Source organism: Streptomyces sp. NPDC005402, assembly GCF_040606575.1.
Classification (GTDB): domain Bacteria; phylum Actinomycetota; class Actinomycetes; order Streptomycetales; family Streptomycetaceae; genus Streptomyces.
Genome location: NZ_JBEXFB010000008.1, coordinates 185717 through 201268 on the forward strand (window position 1 = coordinate 185717; position 15552 = coordinate 201268).

15 protein-coding genes are annotated in these 15552 nt (G+C 71.6%); 8 read left to right on the plus strand and 7 right to left on the minus strand.

The genetic code is table 11. The features are described from left to right. Positions 1-38 precede the first annotated feature (38 nt). Together ABZT02_RS17915 and ABZT02_RS17920 are read left to right on the plus strand one after the other, a co-directional pair. A complete protein-coding gene (locus ABZT02_RS17915) occupies positions 39-1070 on the plus strand; it encodes a zinc-binding dehydrogenase (RefSeq protein WP_356018838.1) in 1032 nt (343 codons plus the stop codon). 92 nt (positions 1071-1162) lie between these two features. After that, the gene (locus ABZT02_RS17920) at positions 1163-2641 is read left to right on the plus strand and encodes an MFS transporter (protein ID WP_356018840.1); all 1479 of its coding nucleotides are present in this window, start codon (positions 1163-1165) and stop codon (positions 2639-2641) included. 186 nt (positions 2642-2827) lie between these two features. Here the strand turns inward: ABZT02_RS17920 and ABZT02_RS17925 are convergent, their stop codons facing one another. Both ABZT02_RS17925 and ABZT02_RS17930 read right to left on the minus strand, forming a co-directional pair. Next, positions 2828-3310, minus strand: a complete 483-nt coding sequence (locus tag ABZT02_RS17925; RefSeq protein ID WP_356018841.1) for a hypothetical protein — start codon at positions 3308-3310, stop codon at positions 2828-2830. A gap of 80 nt (positions 3311-3390) precedes the next feature. Further along, a complete protein-coding gene (locus ABZT02_RS17930; protein ID WP_356019010.1) occupies positions 3391-3891 on the minus strand; it encodes a hypothetical protein in 501 nt (166 codons plus the stop codon). Positions 3892-4014: 123 nt separating this feature from the next. Here ABZT02_RS17930 and ABZT02_RS17935 point away from each other — a divergent pair, with 123 nt between their 5' ends. Continuing rightward, entirely contained in the window at positions 4015-4359 is a 345-nt protein-coding gene (locus ABZT02_RS17935; RefSeq protein WP_356018842.1) for a cupin domain-containing protein, read from the plus strand. A gap of 20 nt (positions 4360-4379) precedes the next feature. Here the strand turns inward: ABZT02_RS17935 and ABZT02_RS17940 are convergent, their stop codons facing one another. After that, entirely contained in the window at positions 4380-5390 is a 1011-nt protein-coding gene (locus tag ABZT02_RS17940; protein ID WP_356019011.1) for a LacI family DNA-binding transcriptional regulator, read from the minus strand. 113 nt (positions 5391-5503) lie between these two features. On the opposite strand from ABZT02_RS17940, the gene ABZT02_RS17945 reads away from it, so the two are divergent. After that, a complete protein-coding gene (locus ABZT02_RS17945; protein WP_356019012.1) occupies positions 5504-6658 on the plus strand; it encodes a Gfo/Idh/MocA family oxidoreductase in 1155 nt (384 codons plus the stop codon). Positions 6659-6888: 230 nt separating this feature from the next. Here the strand turns inward: ABZT02_RS17945 and ABZT02_RS17950 are convergent, their stop codons facing one another. Next, positions 6889-7908, minus strand: coding sequence for a LacI family DNA-binding transcriptional regulator (locus ABZT02_RS17950; RefSeq protein WP_356018843.1), 1020 nt, complete (start codon positions 7906-7908; stop codon positions 6889-6891). A gap of 107 nt (positions 7909-8015) precedes the next feature. Between ABZT02_RS17950 and ABZT02_RS17955 the strand changes: the two genes are divergently transcribed. From ABZT02_RS17955 to ABZT02_RS17970, 4 genes are all read left to right on the plus strand, one after another. Next, complete coding sequence (locus ABZT02_RS17955) at positions 8016-9182, plus strand: phytanoyl-CoA dioxygenase family protein (protein ID WP_356018844.1); 1167 nt, start codon at positions 8016-8018, stop codon at positions 9180-9182. Between the two features lie 37 nt (positions 9183-9219). Next, positions 9220-9996: an SDR family oxidoreductase gene (locus ABZT02_RS17960; protein ID WP_356018846.1), complete on the plus strand. Its 777-nt coding sequence runs from the start codon at positions 9220-9222 to the stop codon at positions 9994-9996. Between the two features lie 81 nt (positions 9997-10077). Next, entirely contained in the window at positions 10078-11082 is a 1005-nt protein-coding gene (locus ABZT02_RS17965; RefSeq protein WP_356018847.1) for a Gfo/Idh/MocA family oxidoreductase, read from the plus strand. 140 nt (positions 11083-11222) lie between these two features. After that, on the plus strand, positions 11223-12512 hold the full coding sequence (locus tag ABZT02_RS17970; RefSeq protein WP_356018848.1) for an FAD-dependent oxidoreductase: 1290 nt from the start codon (positions 11223-11225) through the stop codon (positions 12510-12512). 1 nt (position 12513) lies between these two features. Here the strand turns inward: ABZT02_RS17970 and ABZT02_RS17975 are convergent, their stop codons facing one another. From ABZT02_RS17975 to ABZT02_RS17985, 3 genes are all read right to left on the minus strand, one after another. Further along, positions 12514-13485, minus strand: a complete 972-nt coding sequence (locus tag ABZT02_RS17975) for a hypothetical protein (RefSeq protein ID WP_356018850.1) — start codon at positions 13483-13485, stop codon at positions 12514-12516. A gap of 133 nt (positions 13486-13618) precedes the next feature. Next, a complete protein-coding gene (locus ABZT02_RS17980; protein WP_356018851.1) occupies positions 13619-14638 on the minus strand; it encodes a Gfo/Idh/MocA family oxidoreductase in 1020 nt (339 codons plus the stop codon). Positions 14639-14648: 10 nt separating this feature from the next. Then, positions 14649-15551, minus strand: a complete 903-nt coding sequence (locus ABZT02_RS17985; RefSeq protein WP_356018852.1) for a sugar phosphate isomerase/epimerase — start codon at positions 15549-15551, stop codon at positions 14649-14651. Position 15552: the final 1 nt, after the last annotated feature.

Consider the following 15552-nt stretch of genomic DNA (forward strand, 5'->3'; position numbering starts at 1 on the left):
CCTCGCGCCTCACCCCCCTGCAGAAAGTGAGACACCCCATGGCCACGATGAAGTCCGTCCTCACCGCGAAGGACAAGGTCGACGTGGTGGACGTCGAACGGCCCGTACCCGGCCCCAAAGACGCTCTCGTACGAGTCCGGGCGTGCGGCATCTGCGGCACGGACACCTTCTTCCTCCACCTGGGCGGCATGCCCGCCGGCCCCGACGGGTCGATGCGGGCCATCCCGCTCGGCCACGAGCCGGCCGGCGAGATCGTCGAGGTGGGCGCCGAGGTGACGGGCCTCGCGGTCGGCAACCGGGTCGTCGTCAACCCGCAGGACGCGCCGACCGGCATCATCGGCTGCGGCGGCGAACTCGGCGGCATGGACGAGTATCTGCTCATCGAGAACGCCGAGGTCGGAAGAAGCGTCGCCGCCTTCCCCGACGAGATGCCCTTCGACGTCGCCTCCCTCAACGAGCCGATGGCGGTCGCCCGGCACGCCGTCAACCGCTCCGGGGCGAAGACCGCGGACAAGGTGGTCGTGTTCGGCGCCGGACCCATCGGTCTGGGCGCGGCGATCTGGCTGAAGCTGCGCGGGGTGGAGCACGTGACCGTGGTCGACATCATCCCCGAGCGCCTGGAGACCGCACTGGCGGTCGGCGCCGACGCGGTCGTCAACTCCGCCTCGGAGGACCTCACGGCCCGACTGAAGGAACTGCACGGCGAGGCCGCGAACGCGCTCGGGCAGCCGCGGGTCGGCACCGACATCTACCTCGACGCGGCGGGGGCGCCGGCGGTCTTCGACTCCGTGATCTCCAACGCCAAGTGGCACGCCAAGCTCGTCATGGTCGCCGTACAGAAGAAGGGTGAGGTGGATCTCGGCGGCATGCTGCGCAGCGAGCTCACGCTCATCGCCTCACAGGGGTATCCGACGGAGATCTTCGAGGTCACGGCGGAGTTGGTGGAGCACCGGGAGCGGTTCGCGAAGCTGATCAGTCACCGGGTGCCGTCCACCGAGGTCGGTCGGGCTTTTGAGCTCGCGCTGACGCCCGGGGCCGCGGAGAAGGTCGTTGTGACCTTCGGCGCGTGATCCCGCAGTCCATTTAACTTGCTTAAGTCAATCAATAACTCTTTACTTGAGCAAGTCAAGCAATTCTGAAGCTCTCTGACGGAGGCCCTGCCATGTCCGACGCCCTTGCCCGACCCGCCGAAGCGGGGCCGTCCGCCCCGCCGAAGCCGAACGCCGTGGTGGCGGTACTGGCCCTGGCCGGAATCGTCGTCTCGCTGATGCAGACCCTGATCATCCCGATCGTTCCCGAACTGCCCAAGCTCCTGCACGCCGAGGCCTCCGACACCGCCTGGGCGGTCACCGCCACCCTCCTCGCCGCGTCCGTGGCCACGCCGGTGGTGGGGCGGCTCGGCGACATGTTCGGCAAGCGGCGGATGCTGCTGCTCAGCATCGTGCTGCTGGTGTCCGGCTCGCTGGTCTGCGGCCTCGCCGACTCCCTCGTCCCGATGATCATCGGCCGTGCCCTGCAAGGTCTGGCCGCCGCGGTCGTGCCGCTCGGCATCAGCATCATGCGGGACGCGCTGCCGGCCGACCGGCTCGCCGGCTCCACCGCGCTGATGAGCGCCTCGCTCGGTGTCGGTGGCGCCCTGGGACTGCCCGCCGCCGCGTTCATCGCCGACAACTGGAACTGGCACATCCTGTTCTGGGTCTCCGCCACCCTCGGTGCCGTCGCCTTCGTCCTCGTCCTGCTGATCGTGCCGGAGTCCAAGGTGCGCGCCGGGGGCCGGTTCGACCTGGTCGGCTCGCTGGGTCTGTCGGCCGGTCTGGTCTCGCTGCTGCTGGCCGTCTCCAAGGGCGGTGACTGGGGCTGGACCAGCGGCACCACGCTCGGTCTCGGCGCCGCCGCGGTCGTGATCCTGCTGGCCTGGGGCTGGTGGGAGCTGCGCAGCCCGCAGCCGCTGGTCGACCTGCGCACCACCGCCAAGCCGCAGGTGCTGTTCACCAACCTCGCCTCGATCGCCCTCGGCTTCTCGATGTTCGCGATGTCCCTGGTGCTCCCGCAGCTGCTCCAGCTGCCGTCGCAGACCGGCTACGGTCTCGGCAGGTCCATGCTGACCGTCGGTCTGGTGCTGGCCCCGCAGGGTTTGGTGATGATGGCTATGTCCGCCGTCTCCGCGGCCCTCACCAAGGCCAAGGGCCCCAAGATCACGCTGATGGTCGGCGCGCTGATCGTGGCCGCCGGTTACGGGCTCAACATCGTCCTGATGTCCGAGGTCTGGCACCTCATCCTGGTCTCCTGCGTCATCGGCGCCGGCATCGGCTTCACCTACGGCGCGCTGCCCGCCCTGATCATGGGCGCCGTGGATCCCTCCCAGACGGGTGCCGCCAACAGCCTCAACACCCTGATGCGGTCCCTCGGCACCTCCTTCGCCAGCGCCCTCGCCGGCGTGATCCTGGCCCAGATGACCACCGACTTCGGCGGCATCGCGCTGCCCTCGGAGAACGGCTTCAAGGTCGTCATGGCGATCGGCGCGGGCGCGGCACTGCTCGCCTTCGTCGTCGCGACCTTCATCCCACGCCGGCGCCAGACGTCACCGCAGCCCGAGGCCGACGGAACGACGGAGCCGACGGAGGTCGGCGCCAAGGCGTAGTTCCGGGTCTGCAGCGGGTCGATCGGCCGCCGCTTCCTCGTGGGGGGGCGTCGGCCGATCGGCGCTGTACGGGGGGAGCGTCGGCCGCTCGGTGTCGCGAGGGTGACAGGTCGCGAACGGGTGAACGGCCCGGCGCTGAGGGACGGCACCCCGCTCACCTCCTCGTGGTTTCCCATATGGACCTCGTCACGCGAGCGCCGGCTGGGCCAACAGCACAACCCGCCCCACCGTGACGTCGAAGCCGAGAACCGGGTGCAGCGGATCCGACTCCGGAGCCAGCAGCACCGGCTTGCCCAGCCGTCGGCCGATGGCCCGCAGCAGATGGCACAGCGCGTCAACGCCCGCCTGACCCCACAACTCCCGCAGATCCACATCGAAGTCGATCGCGCCGACCTCGTAGGGCCGAAAGACCGCCAGAACTCCGGGAGTCGGCCATACCCGCAGTACTGCGTCGACGCCCCGGCTGCGGGCCGGCATGTCGGCGGCTCGCGGCAGCCGGACCGCGACTCCGTCCTCGGAGTACGCGTACGACCATCCCCGCGACCGCACCAGATCGAGGACCGCCTGCCAGTCGGCCGGCGAGGTGCCCGGGACCGTCACGTCCGGGAGCGGCCCCATCAGATCGGGATCGAAGAAGTTCTTGACGTCGTCCCACAGGAGGTCAGGCATCTCGCCATGGTGCCCCCACCCCGCCCCCGGGCGCCCCCCGATTCCCCCGACGGGAGCCGCGAGTCCACGCGGCACACCCTCTACTTGATCACCGCGTTCGCCACCACGACCACCACCCCCAGCATCGCGTCCACCACCCCGATACCGATCGCGGCCGCCCACGGGCGACGAGACCAGCGGGACGTGACCAGGCCCAGGGTGAACAGGAGGGTGATGTTGAGGGCGAAGGCCGCGTACTCGACGCCGTTCGCCGGCCACCAGCCCCAACCGGCCCCGGCCAGGAGGACGACCGTCGGCACGACCGCGCCGATCAGCGGCCACTCCTCGGCGAGGGTGCGCAGCGCGTCCCCGCGGCGGTGCGGGACGCGCTCGGCGATGTAATGCGCGTAGCCGTGCGCGAGGGCGGTGACCAGGAGCCACGCGGCGTCGTAGCGGCGGCTGTCGCGGGAGGTGTGCCCGTACTGGGTGAGCGCGGCGACCATGGAGCAGGCCAGGACCGAGCCGTAAACGCCGCCGAAGAGGACGGCCTCACGGGTGTCGTGCCGGTCCGGCGGGGACGCGGCAGCCTCGGTGTCCGCCATGTCCTCCACGATCACCCGGGCCGCGACGGGCCGCCAGTCCACGACGGAATGTCCTCCCACCTGCGCCGACACTCCACACACTGTCGACGGACCGGCCGGGAACGATCTCGCTAGGGTCGACCCATGGACCACAGTTTCGTACTGCACATCCCCGACGCCGAGCTCGAGTCCGAGCCCCTCGCACGGGAGCAGATCGTCTCCGGGACGCCCGAGGTGACCGGGAAGGTGGTCTGGGAGTCGCAGGACGGACGTCAGATCCGGGGCATCTGGCAGATCACCCCCGGCGTCGTCACCGACACGGAGGCGGACGAGCTGTTCGTCGTCGTCAGCGGCTCGGCGACCATCGAGGTCGAGGGCGGGCCGACGCTGAACGTGGGTCCCGGCGACATGGCCGTACTGCGCGAGGGCGACCGTACGACGTGGACGGTGCACGAGACGCTGCGGAAGGCGTACGCGATCAACCTCTGACGGGGACCGGGGAGGCGCCGTCATTTCCCGGCGGGCGGCGGCCCCGCCGTCGTTCCCCGGATCTCCAGCGCCGGCGCGGCGAGATCCGTACGCCCCGCTCCTCCGCTCCCCTCGAACCGGTCGAGCAGACAGCGTGCGGCGCGGCGGCCGACCTCGTGGCTGGCGTTGTCGACGGTGGTGAGCCAGACGTGGCGCAGGCGGGCGATGCTCGTGTTGTCGTAGCCGACGACGGACAGGTCGCGCGGGATGCTCAGGCCGAGTTCTTCTGCGGCCGACACCGCACCGATGGCGGCGATGTCGTTGAAGGCGAACAGGGCCGTCGGCCGGTCGGGACGGCTCAGCAGCCGGACGGTCGTGCGGTAGCCCCCCTCCTCGGTCATGTCGCTCGGCTCGACGACCGCCTCCTGCGCGAGACCGTGCGCCCGCATCGTCGCCTCGAAGCTCCCCCGGCGCAGTTCGCCGACCGCCCCGTACCCCGCGATGTGCGCGATACGGCGGTGCCCGAGGCCGATCAGGTGCTCGGTGACCAGGCGGGCGCCGCGCTCGTCGTCGTTGGCGACCACGTCCACCCCCGGCAGCCTGGGTTCACGCGCGCCGGCCACGACCACCGGGAGGCGTTCGGCCACCGCTGCGAGCGCGGCGGGTTCGGGCAGCGTGCCGACCACGATCAGCCCGTCCACGCCGAGGTCCAGGAAGGGGCCTGCCGGGTCCTGTCCGGTACGGCGGTTGAGACGGGCGTCGGCCAGGAGCATCCGCAGGCCGTTGTCGTGGAGCAGTGAGTTGAGGCCGTCGAGCAGGTCGACGAACCAGGGGTTGCGCAGGTCGTTCAGGAGGACGCCGACCGTGCGGGTGCGCTGCTCACTGAGGCTGCGGGCGGCGGCGTTCGGGCGGTAGCCGAGCTCGCGCACGGCCCGCAGCACGGCCTCCCGTCTCTCCGGGCGCACCTGGTCGGAGCCCCGCAGCACGAGGGAGACCAGCGACTTCGAGACACCGGCCCGGTCGGCCACATCACGGATCGTCGGCGGTCTCATGAGCATGGACCGTTCCACGCGCTGGTGCGGCTTGTCAAAGGCTTGACAGCGAGCAAATACGGCACCCAAGGTGACCTGGACAGAAAATGGAACGGTCCAAAGAGGGGCTCCCCGTGGTCGATGCGCTCGGTGTCGCCGTCGTCGGATTCGGCTGGATGGGGCGGGTGCACACCCAGGCGTACGCCCGTGTCCCGCACCACTACCCACAACTTCCCCTGCGTCCGCGGCTGGTGACCGTCGCCGAGGACGTGCCGGGGCGGGCCGAGGAGGCCGCCGCCCGGTTCGGGTTCGCCTCGACGACCCGCGACTGGCGCGAGGTCGCCGCCGACCCGCGCGTCCAAGCGGTCAGCATCACCGCGCCCAACTTCCTGCACCGCGAGATCGGTGTGGCGATGGCCGAGGCCGGCAAGCACATCTGGATCGAGAAGCCGGTGGGGCTGACCGCCGAGGACGCCCGTGCGGTCGCCGACGCCGCGGCCGGAGCCGGGGTGCGGAGCGCGGTCGGCTTCAACTACCGCAACGCCCCCGCCGTGGAGACCGCCCGCGAGCTCATCGCCTCCGGCGAGATCGGCACGGTCACCCATGTCCGCATCCGGCTCTTCAGCGACTACGCGGCCCACCCGCAAGGGGCCCTGACCTGGCGCTTCGAACGTGAGCGCGGCGGCAGCGGGGTGCTCGGCGACCTCGCCTCGCACGGCGCCGACCTGGCCCGCTTCCTCCTCGGTGACATCGCCTCCCTCACGGCCGACACCGCGATCTTCGTACCGGAGCGCGCCCGCCCCACCGGTGCCACCGCCGGGCACACCCTCGCCACCGGGGAGCTCGGACCGGTCGAGAACGAGGACTACGTCAACTGCCTGCTGCGCTTCGCCTCCGGCGCCCGGGGTGTCCTGGAGGCCTGCCGGGTCTCGGTCGGCGAACAGAACAACTACGGCTTCGAGGTGCACGGCACGAAGGGCGCGGTGTTCTGGGACTTCCGCCGCATGGGCGAGCTGGGCATCAGCCGCGGCACCGGCTACCAGGACCAGCCGGTCAGCACGGTCTACGTCGGCCCGGGCGACGGGGAGTTCGGCGCCTTCCAGCCGGGCGCGGCCAACGCCATGGGCTACGACGACCTGAAGGTCGTGGAGGCGTACCGCTTCCTGCGTTCGGTCGCCGAGGACCGGTCGTACGGGGCCACCTTGCAGGACGCCGTGCACAGTGCCGCCGTACTGGACGCGATGTCCCGGTCCGCGCAGAGCGGTTCGTGGGTGCAGGTGTCGGTGTGACGGTCCGGGTGGGGTGATCAGGGCCGCGCGGCCCTCGCCCCTGCCCCCCGCGCAGCGGCCCTCGCCACTTCCCTCCGCGGCGGGAGGGCCTGACCGCGTCCGCGGTCGCCGACGCGGTCATCGCGTCGATGCGGGACGGGGGCCGGACCGTGTCCGTCCCGGCCGGGTGAGGATGCCCGCGACGCGCTCCCCGCACCCCCGGACGGCGAGCGGGCACCCGAAAAGGCGGCCTACGACGGCATGTTGTACGGCGTCACCACCTGTATCGCCGAGGGCACCGTCGGCCCCGCCGGCGGCAGCGCCCCGTGCGCCCGCATCACGATGTGGCACGCCTCCCGCATGTCCTGCCGCAGGTCGTGGTGCAGCACGGCCGACAGGCGGTGTTCCCGCAGCAGCCGGTCGTTGTCGTGGTCCAGGTCGTGGGCCACGAACACCGCGCACTCCCTGCCGAGGTCCTCGAAGGCCCTGAGCGTGGCGATGTTGCCGCCGCCGATGGAGTAGACCGCGCGGATCTCCGGATCCCGATCCAGCGCGGCCCGGACGAGGTCGTACTGCGTGGCGTCCAGGCCCTGCCCCTCGGTGATCTCCACCAGCGCCCGCTCCGGGTGCCGGGTGCGCATGGCGCTGCGGAACCCCATCTCACGCTCCTCCTCGTTGCGGAAGAAGCCGCTGCTGAGGCTGGTGAGGACGTTGCCGGGGCGGTCGCCGAGCCACTGGCCCATGAGGTAGGCGGCGGTCGCTCCCGCCGCCCGGTTGTCGATGCCGACGTAGGCTAGGCGAGCCGTGGAGGGCAGGTCGGTGACGAGGGTGACCACGGGGATGCCCGCCTCCGCGAGCCGGCCGACGGCCGCCGTGACCTCGGGGACGTCGGGTGCCTTGAGGATCACTCCCTGGGAGCCGCGCCGGGCTATCCGGTCGAGGGTCTTCGTCAGTTCGGCCGCCGGGCCGGTCTCCCGGAAGTGGAAGCGCGAGCGCAGGACGGCGGGGTGCAGCGCGGGCAGCTCGGCCTCCAGGGCGGCGCGCACGGCCGTGGAGAAGCGTTCCGGCGTCTGCATCACTATGTCGATCATGAAGGTGCGGCCGACGAGGCGGACCTGGGTGCGCTGCCGGTCCAGGTCGGTGATCGCCTGGTGGACCTCACGGGCCGTGTTCTCCCTGACCCCTCCCCTGCCGTTCAGGACCCGGTCGACGGTGGCCTCGCTCAGCCCCGCCTGACGTGCGATTTCCCGGATCGGATAGGGGTGGCCCACGCGAGTGCTCCTTGAGGGGTTTTTGATGGCTGCCTGCTGGTTGTTCGACGGCTTTGTCATGACAAGAATGACAGCGCTGAGTCGCCCCTGTCACCGAGAGGACGCCGATGTCCTTCACCGCCGTACACCGCCACGCCTGGCTGTCCGAGCAGGACTGCGACCTCGACTCGTTCCGCGCGCTCGTCGAGCGGACGGCCGACCCCGCCGACTACCCGTACGCGAGTGCCGTGGAGCGGAACGTCCTGCTGTACGACGCCGACCGCGTCCGCGGCGCCAAGGACCGCCGGGAGGTGCAGGAGGAGCTGGTGCGCGCCCTGACCGACGGCCCGGGGGTCGTGGTCTTCCAGGGGGCGTTTCCCGATCACGCGGTCGTGGACCGGTTCACCGCGGTCTTCGACTCGCTGATCCGCGAGCAGTACGCGGCGGGCACGACCGCGGGCGACCACTTCGCGAAGCCCGGCGCCAACGAGCGGGTGTGGAACGCGCTGGAGAAGGCCGCCCTCTACGACCCGGCGGCGTTCGCCGACTACTACGCCAACCCCGTCGTCGCCCTGGTGTCCGAGGCCTGGCTCGGCCCCGACTACCAGGTCACCTCGCAGGTCAACGTGGTCAACCCGGGCGGCCTCGCGCAGACCGTGCACCGCGACTACCACCTAGGCTTCCTCTCCGACGAGGTCGCCGCGGCCTACCCGGCGCACGTCCACCGCCTCTCCCCCGTGCTCACGCTCCAGGGCGCGGTCGCGCACTGCGACATGCCCGTGGAGTCGGGGCCGACGCTGTACCTGCCGTTCTCGCAGCAGTTCGAACCCGGGTATCTGGCGTGGCGGCGGCCGGAGTTCCAGGCGTACTTCAAGGAGCACCACGTCCAGCTGCCGCTCTCGAAGGGCGACGCCGTCTTCTTCAACCCTGCGTTGTTCCACGCGGCCGGCACCAACCGCACCACCGACGTGCGGCGCATGGCCAATCTCCTGCAGGTGTCCTCGGCCTTCGGGCGCGCCATGGAGACCGTGGACCGCGAGGCGGTGTCGAACGCCGTCTACCCGGCGCTGCTGCGCCGCAAGTCGGAGGGCGCCGACGCGCAGTGGCTGGACAACGTGATCGCCGCGAGCGCCGAGGGCTACCCCTTCCCCACCAACCTCGACAGCGACCCGCCGGTCGACGGACTCGCCCCGCCCTCCCAGGCGGACCTCGTACGACGGGCGCTCGCCGAGGACTGGACCCCGCGCACGCTCAGGGACGAGCTGCGGGCGGGCGCCGACCGGCGCACGAGCTGAATCGGCTTCGCACTACTCGAAAGGCACCGGCACATTCATGGGACTACTCGACGACAAGATCGTCCTTGTCAACGGCGGCAGCCAGGGCGTCGGTGCCGCCATCGCCCGGGCCGCCGTCCGTGAGGGGGCGGTCGTGGCCGTCACCGGGCGTCGGGCGGAGCCCGGTGAGGCTCTGGTGGCGGAGCTGGAGGCGGCCGGCGGCAAGGCACTGTTCGTGCGCGCCGACCTCGCCGACGCCGAGCAGGCCAAGGCGTCCGTCACCCGGGTCGTCGAGGCGTACGGCCGGGTCGACTGCCTGGTGAACTCCGCCGGGCTCACCTCCCGGGGCACGCTCCTCGACACCACGCCCGAGCTGTTCGACCAGCACATCGCGATCAACCTGAAGGCACCGTTCTTCGCCATGCAGGCGGCGGTCGCGGACATGGTCGGCCGGAAGGCGCCCGGCACGGTCGTCAACATCATCACGTCCTCGGCGCACGGCGGGCAGCCGTTCCTGGCGCCGTACGTCGCCGCGAAGGCCGGTCTCATCGGCCTCACCCGCAACGCGGCGCACGCGCACCGCTGGGACCGGGTCCGGATCAACGGCCTGAACATCGGCTGGACGGCGACCGAGGGCGAGGACGCCACCCAGAAGACCTTCCACGGCGCCGGCGACGACTGGCGTGAGGAGGCCGCGGCCAAGCTGCCGATGGGCAAGCTCGGCCAGCCCGACGAGATCGCCGACTTCGTGGTTCTGCTGCTGTCCGACCGGTCGGGCGTGGTGACCGGATCGGTGATCGACTGGGACCAGAACGTCCTCGGCGGCCTCGACTGACCACTCCCCGTCCGGTCTCTCGCATCCCCGTCCCCTCGCAAAAACCGCTCGCACGTCCCGCTTCCTAGGAGCTGCACCCCCATGCGCATCGGAATCCTCGGCCTCGGCCGCATCGGCGCCTTCCACGCCGAGACCCTCTCCGGACTCGACGTGGTCGAGTCACTCGTGCTCACCGACCCCTTCGCGGAGGCCGCCAAGTCCGCCGCGGAGCGCTTCGGCGGCGAGGTCGTGGACTCGCCCGAGGCCCTGCTGGCCGCCGGCGTGGACGGCATCGTCGTCGCGGCGGCCACGGACGCCCACCCCGGGCTCATCCTCGCCGGCGTCGAGGCCGGCATCCCGGTCTTCTGCGAGAAGCCCGTCGCCAAGCACATGAGCGACGGTGTCGCCGTCCTCAAGGCCGTCGAGGGCAGTGACGTACCGATCCAGATCGGCTACAACCGCCGCTTCGACGCCGGTTTCGTCAATGCCCGGGCCGCCGTCCAGAGCGGTGAGCTGGGCACACTGCACACCGTGCGCTCGACCACCCTGGACCCGGCCCCGCCGCCGGCCGCGTACGTCGCCGCCTCCGGGGGCATCTTCCGGGACTGCTCGGTGCACGACTTCGACATCATCCGCTGGGTGACCGGCCGCGAGGTCGTCGAGGTGTACGCCGTCGGCGGCAACCGGGGTGCCGACTACATCAAGGAGGCGGGCGACGCCGACACCACCGGCGCGATCCTCACCCTCGACGACGGCACGATCGCGGTGGTCTCCAACTCCCGCCACAACGCCCGGGGTTACGACGTCCGCATGGAGATCCACGGCTTCACGGACTCCATCGCCGTGGGCCTGGAGGACAAGCTCCCGCTGCGCTCGGTCGAGCCCGGCGTGACCTTCCCCGCGGGTACCCCGCACGACTTCTTCATGGACCGCTTCACCGACGCCTACCGCGCCGAACTCACCGCGTTCACCGAGGTCGTGGCCGGCAGCCGGCCCTCGCCGTGCACCATCGCGGACGCGCTGGAGGCGGGCTGGATCGCCGAGGCGTGCACGCTGTCCCTGCACGAGCACCGCCCGGTGACGATCGCCGAGGTCCGCTCCGCCTGAGCCCGCCGCCGTGTCCCGGGCGCCCGTGCCCGGGACACGGCGGGGTGAACGCTCCGCCCGCGACGCCCGTTTACGGTCACGTGATCTCTCCGTACGACCATGAGAGCCGTCCACGTCCGACCGAGCCAGGAGTCACGAGCATGCAGGAGTTACACGGCACCGCAGGCCCCCGAACCGTGGCCGTCGTGGGCGCAGGGCCGAGCGGCCTGGCCGCCGCCCGCGAACTGGAGGGTGCCGGGCACCGGGTGACCGTTCTGGAGGAGCGGGACACGGTGGCCGGGAAGTGCCAGAGCGTGCATGTCGACGGGCACGCCTACGACCTCGGCGGCCACATCTGCACCAACAGATACGAACGCGTCGCACGGTTGCTCACCGAACTGGACGTGGAGACGGAGCGCACCAGCCGTTACCGCGTCCTCGACACCGCGGGAGGTGCCGTCCGCCAGTCGATGGCGTTCCTGCGCGACGGCGGGCTCCAGCGCTACCGTGCCCTGCGGGAGCGGGAGTTCCCCCGCATCGGCGAACCCGGGCTCGCCCACTCCGCGCGGGCGCTCGCCACTCCCGTCGCCGACTGGCTCACCGAGCACGGACTCCGGTCCATGGCCGAGTCCTTCGGCACCGGGTACACGGCGGCCGGGTACGGCCATCTCGACGACGACATACCGGCGCTGTACTTCGTCAAGTACGCGGAGATGACCGGGCTGTTGGATCCCGGGCCCGAACTGCTCGGCCACCCGGGCGACTTCACCGTCGTGGGCGGGTTCGCCACGCTGTGGCGCCGGGTCGCGGAGGAGTTGAAGGACGTGCGGTGCGGGGTGCGTGTGACGTCGGTGGAGCGCCGCGAGGACGGGGTACGGGTGCGCACCGACTCGGGCCCGGTCGAGGCGGACGCCGTGGTGATCGCGGTCGCACCGGACCGGATCCTGCCGGTCCTGGACGCCACCGACGAGGAGCGCGACCTGGCCGCCAGGATCCGCAGCAACGCCTACCGCACCACCCTCGCCGCCGCGTCCGGCCTCCCGGAGGACGCCTTCTACTTCCTCGCCGCCCACACCGCGAGCCGCGAGACGGCCGGCCACTGTGTCTCGTACCACCACCGCTATCCGGGCAGCGAGGTGCGCACCTTCTACTCCTACGGCCGTCCCGGCGACGTGACCGCGTTGCTCCGGGACGATGTCACGGCCCTCGGCGGACGGCTGGAGGAGGTGCATCTCCAGCGCGAGTGGGCGTTCATGCCGCATTTCGACAGCGCCGACCTCAGCGCCGGCGCACTGGACCGGCTCGACGCGCTGCAAGGCCGTCACCGCACCTACTGGGTCGGCGGGCTGCCCGCGTTCGAGCTCGTCGAGTGCGCGGTGGCCCACGCCCAGGACCTCGCGCGCCGCCACTTCCCGCCCACGCGGATCGGCGAGCCGTCGACCGGGTCGTAGCCTACGTCTCGCGCAGCGCGGCGAGCTCGCGACGTGTGCTCAACTCCTTCTCGGTCTGACCGAGTTGACCGAGCACGTCGGCGAGGCAGTCCAGCGCGGCCGGCAACTCGCTCGCGCCGTGCGGTTTCCGTGCCTCGGCCACCGCCTCCACGGCACAGGCACGAGCCTCGGCCGGGTCGCCGAGGGCGCTGTGGCAGCGGGCGAGGTCGACCAGGAGCCGGACCCGCAAAGGCAGCATGATCGCGGGCACGGACCAGGAGATCGCGCCCCGTGCGGCCTCCCTGGCCTCGGGGCCCACGCCGAGCGCCTCCTCGTAGCGCCCCAACGCCCGCAGTGCGCCGACGAGTTCGGCCAGGACCCGGGGCCGCACCAGCCCCACTCGCACCGACTGCCGGAACGACATGGCGGCGAGGAGCGCGGCGCACTCCTCGTACACGGCCACGGACTCCTGCCGGCGGCCGGCCACGGCGAGCACCAGCCCGTACGTCCGCAGCGCGCCGGGCAGGGTGCCGAACAGCCGCTCCCGCCGTCCGGGGGCGGGCTGGGCGCGGTACAGCTCCACGGACTCCCGGGCCGCCTCCACGGCTTCCTCGACCCGGCCGACCTCCACGAGCGCCCCCGCCCGCTGATGGATGACGAACGCGGCCAGCGGCGGTGACGATCGGGTGTCCGGCAGGGCCAGGGCCGCGTCCGCGGCCGCGCACGCCTCCTCCGGGCGGCGGTTGAGCAGGAGCGCGTAGGCCCGCAGCGCCTGGGCCCGGCTGAGCCCGTCGGTGCGGCCGGGCAGCGAGCCGTACACGGCGACCGCCTCTTCGGCCCAGGCGAGTCGCCGGGCGGCCGACGGTATCCACAGCAGGACCCAGCTGGGCATGACGCAGTGCAGCAGGGCCGCCCCGAGCAGCGGTCCGCCCTTCTCCGGCGACAGCCTGGCCGCCGCGCGCGGCAACGGCAGCAGTATCCGTACGAGTCCCATGGGCACCCCCTCGCCGTCCCGCCGAGGACAGCCGCGCCATGGTCGCACAGGGGGGTCACGCCGATGCCGCGATTCACCGAGTACGTAGCGCGCTCGGGGGAAATGCGCCGAACTCTCCCCTTGCAGCACGCGGTCAGCCGTACAGCGCGGGTCGCTCCACGAGTTCCACGGGCACCCGGCCGCCCTCGGTCAGCGAGCGCACGCCCGCCTCGCACACCGCGGCCGCCGCGTAGCCGTCCCACGCGCTGGGGCCGGTGACCTCACCGCGACGCGTTGCGTCGACCCACGCCTGCACTTCACGGTCGTAGGCGTCGGCGAAGCGTTCGACGAAGTCCTGGGCGATGGTGCCGCCCCACCGCCCCGCCATGTCGGTGACCATGGCGTGGCCGTCGCCGATGCGGGCGGTGCCGCGTTCGCAGACCGCCTCGGCCCGGACCTGGTAGCCGAAGCCGCAGTTGACGAAGATCTCCACGTCGGAGAGGGCGCCGCCGTCGGTCTCGAAGACGACGAACTGGGGGTCCTGGAGGTCGTCGGGGGCGTTTGCCGACGGCGCTGGGCGCAGCACCGTGACCGCCGTGATCTCGTGGCCGAGGAGCCAGCGGGTCACGTCGGCCTCGTGGGCCACGGAGTCGCTGATCAGCATGGAGCTGGTGAAGAAGGGCGGGCTCGCGGCGTTGCGGTGCCGGTTGTGCAGCATGAGCGGCCGCCCCAACTGGCCGGTTTTCAGCAGGGCTTTGAGCTTCATGTACTCGGCGTCGTAGCGCCGCATGAAGCCCACCTGGGCACGTCGGTGCCCCAGTCTCCGCTCGGCTTCCATGACCCGCAGGGCGGAGGCCGCGTCGGGGGTGAGCGGTTTCTCGCACAGCACCGGCAGGTCGTGCTCGAAGGCCTGGAGCAGCGCCGCCTCGTGGGCGGGGCCCGGTGAGGCGATCAGGACGGCGTCGACGTCGGCCGCCGCCATCGCGGAGGCCGGGTCGGTGTAGGCGGTGCAGCCCTCGACACGGGCGGCGATCCGCTTGGCGCGTTCCGCGTCGAGGTCCACGACTGCGCTCACCCGGGCACCGCTGACGACCTCGTGGATGCGGCGGACGTGGTCGGCGCCCATCTTGCCGGTGCCGATGACGGCGACGCCCAGGGTGCCTCGCTCGGTCATGGTCATCCCTTCAGGCGCCGCAGGACCTCAGGAACTTCCGGGTGCGCACCGCGATGGGCAGCGGCTTGTCCGGCTCGCAGGGGTACATGTCCTGCTCGACGATGGCGAACAGCTCCACGCCGAGTTTCTGGGCGGCCACCAGGACCGGCTCCAACTCGGGTACGCCGGACGGCGGTTCGCACATCACACCGCGCTGGACGGCCGGGCCGAACGGCACCTCGTTCTTCACGACGTCCGCGAGGATCTCCGGGTCGACCTGCTTGAGGTGCAGATAGCCGATGCGTTCGCCGTACGTCTCGATGAGCTTGACGCTGTCGCCGCCGCAGTAGGCGTAATGACCGGTGTCCAGGCAGAGGTTGACGAGTTCGGAGTCGGTCGAGTCCAGGAAGTGCTCGACGTGGTCCTCGGTGTCGAGGTGGGTGTCGGCGTGCGGGTGGACGACGAGGTCGAGCCCGTACGCCTCCTTCACCTCGTGGCCGAGCCGTTCCATGCCCTTGGTCAGGTGGGCCCACTGCTCGTGGGTCAGCTCCGGCGGCTCCAGGATCTCGGCGGTCTTGTCGTCGCGCCAGAAGGACGGGATGACGACGAGATGCTGCGCGCCCATGGCCTGGGTGAGCGCGGCGACCTGGCTGACGTGCTCCCAGGTGGACTCCCAGACCGAGGGGCCGCGGTGCAGCCCGGTGAAGACCGTGCCCGCTGAGACCTTGAGGTCACGCCGCGCGACCTCGTCGGTCAGGCGGGCCGGGTCGGTCGGGAGATAGCCGTACGGCCCCAGCTCGATCCAGGAGTAGCCCGCCTCGGCGACCTCGTCCAGGAAGCGTTCCCACGGCACCTGCACCGGGTCGTCCGGGAACCACACGCCCCAGGAGTCCGGGGCCGAGCCGACGCGGATACGGTCGAGTGAGGCCGTCATC

Coding starts and splice junctions, on each gene's coding strand:
- ABZT02_RS17915 (WP_356018838.1), top strand. CDS start 39: ATGGCCACGATGAAGTCCGTCCTCACCGCGAAGGACAAGGTCGACGTG.
- ABZT02_RS17920 (WP_356018840.1), top strand. CDS start 1,163: ATGTCCGACGCCCTTGCCCGACCCGCCGAAGCGGGGCCGTCCGCCCCG.
- ABZT02_RS17925 (WP_356018841.1), bottom strand. CDS start 3,310: ATGCCTGACCTCCTGTGGGACGACGTCAAGAACTTCTTCGATCCCGAT.
- ABZT02_RS17930 (WP_356019010.1), bottom strand. CDS start 3,891: ATGGCGGACACCGAGGCTGCCGCGTCCCCGCCGGACCGGCACGACACC.
- ABZT02_RS17935 (WP_356018842.1), top strand. CDS start 4,015: ATGGACCACAGTTTCGTACTGCACATCCCCGACGCCGAGCTCGAGTCC.
- ABZT02_RS17940 (WP_356019011.1), bottom strand. CDS start 5,390: ATGAGACCGCCGACGATCCGTGATGTGGCCGACCGGGCCGGTGTCTCG.
- ABZT02_RS17955 (WP_356018844.1), top strand. CDS start 8,016: ATGTCCTTCACCGCCGTACACCGCCACGCCTGGCTGTCCGAGCAGGAC.
- ABZT02_RS17960 (WP_356018846.1), top strand. CDS start 9,220: ATGGGACTACTCGACGACAAGATCGTCCTTGTCAACGGCGGCAGCCAG.
- ABZT02_RS17965 (WP_356018847.1), top strand. CDS start 10,078: ATGCGCATCGGAATCCTCGGCCTCGGCCGCATCGGCGCCTTCCACGCC.
- ABZT02_RS17970 (WP_356018848.1), top strand. CDS start 11,223: ATGCAGGAGTTACACGGCACCGCAGGCCCCCGAACCGTGGCCGTCGTG.
- ABZT02_RS17975 (WP_356018850.1), bottom strand. CDS start 13,485: ATGGGACTCGTACGGATACTGCTGCCGTTGCCGCGCGCGGCGGCCAGG.
- ABZT02_RS17980 (WP_356018851.1), bottom strand. CDS start 14,638: ATGACCGAGCGAGGCACCCTGGGCGTCGCCGTCATCGGCACCGGCAAG.
- ABZT02_RS17985 (WP_356018852.1), bottom strand. CDS start 15,551: ATGACGGCCTCACTCGACCGTATCCGCGTCGGCTCGGCCCCGGACTCC.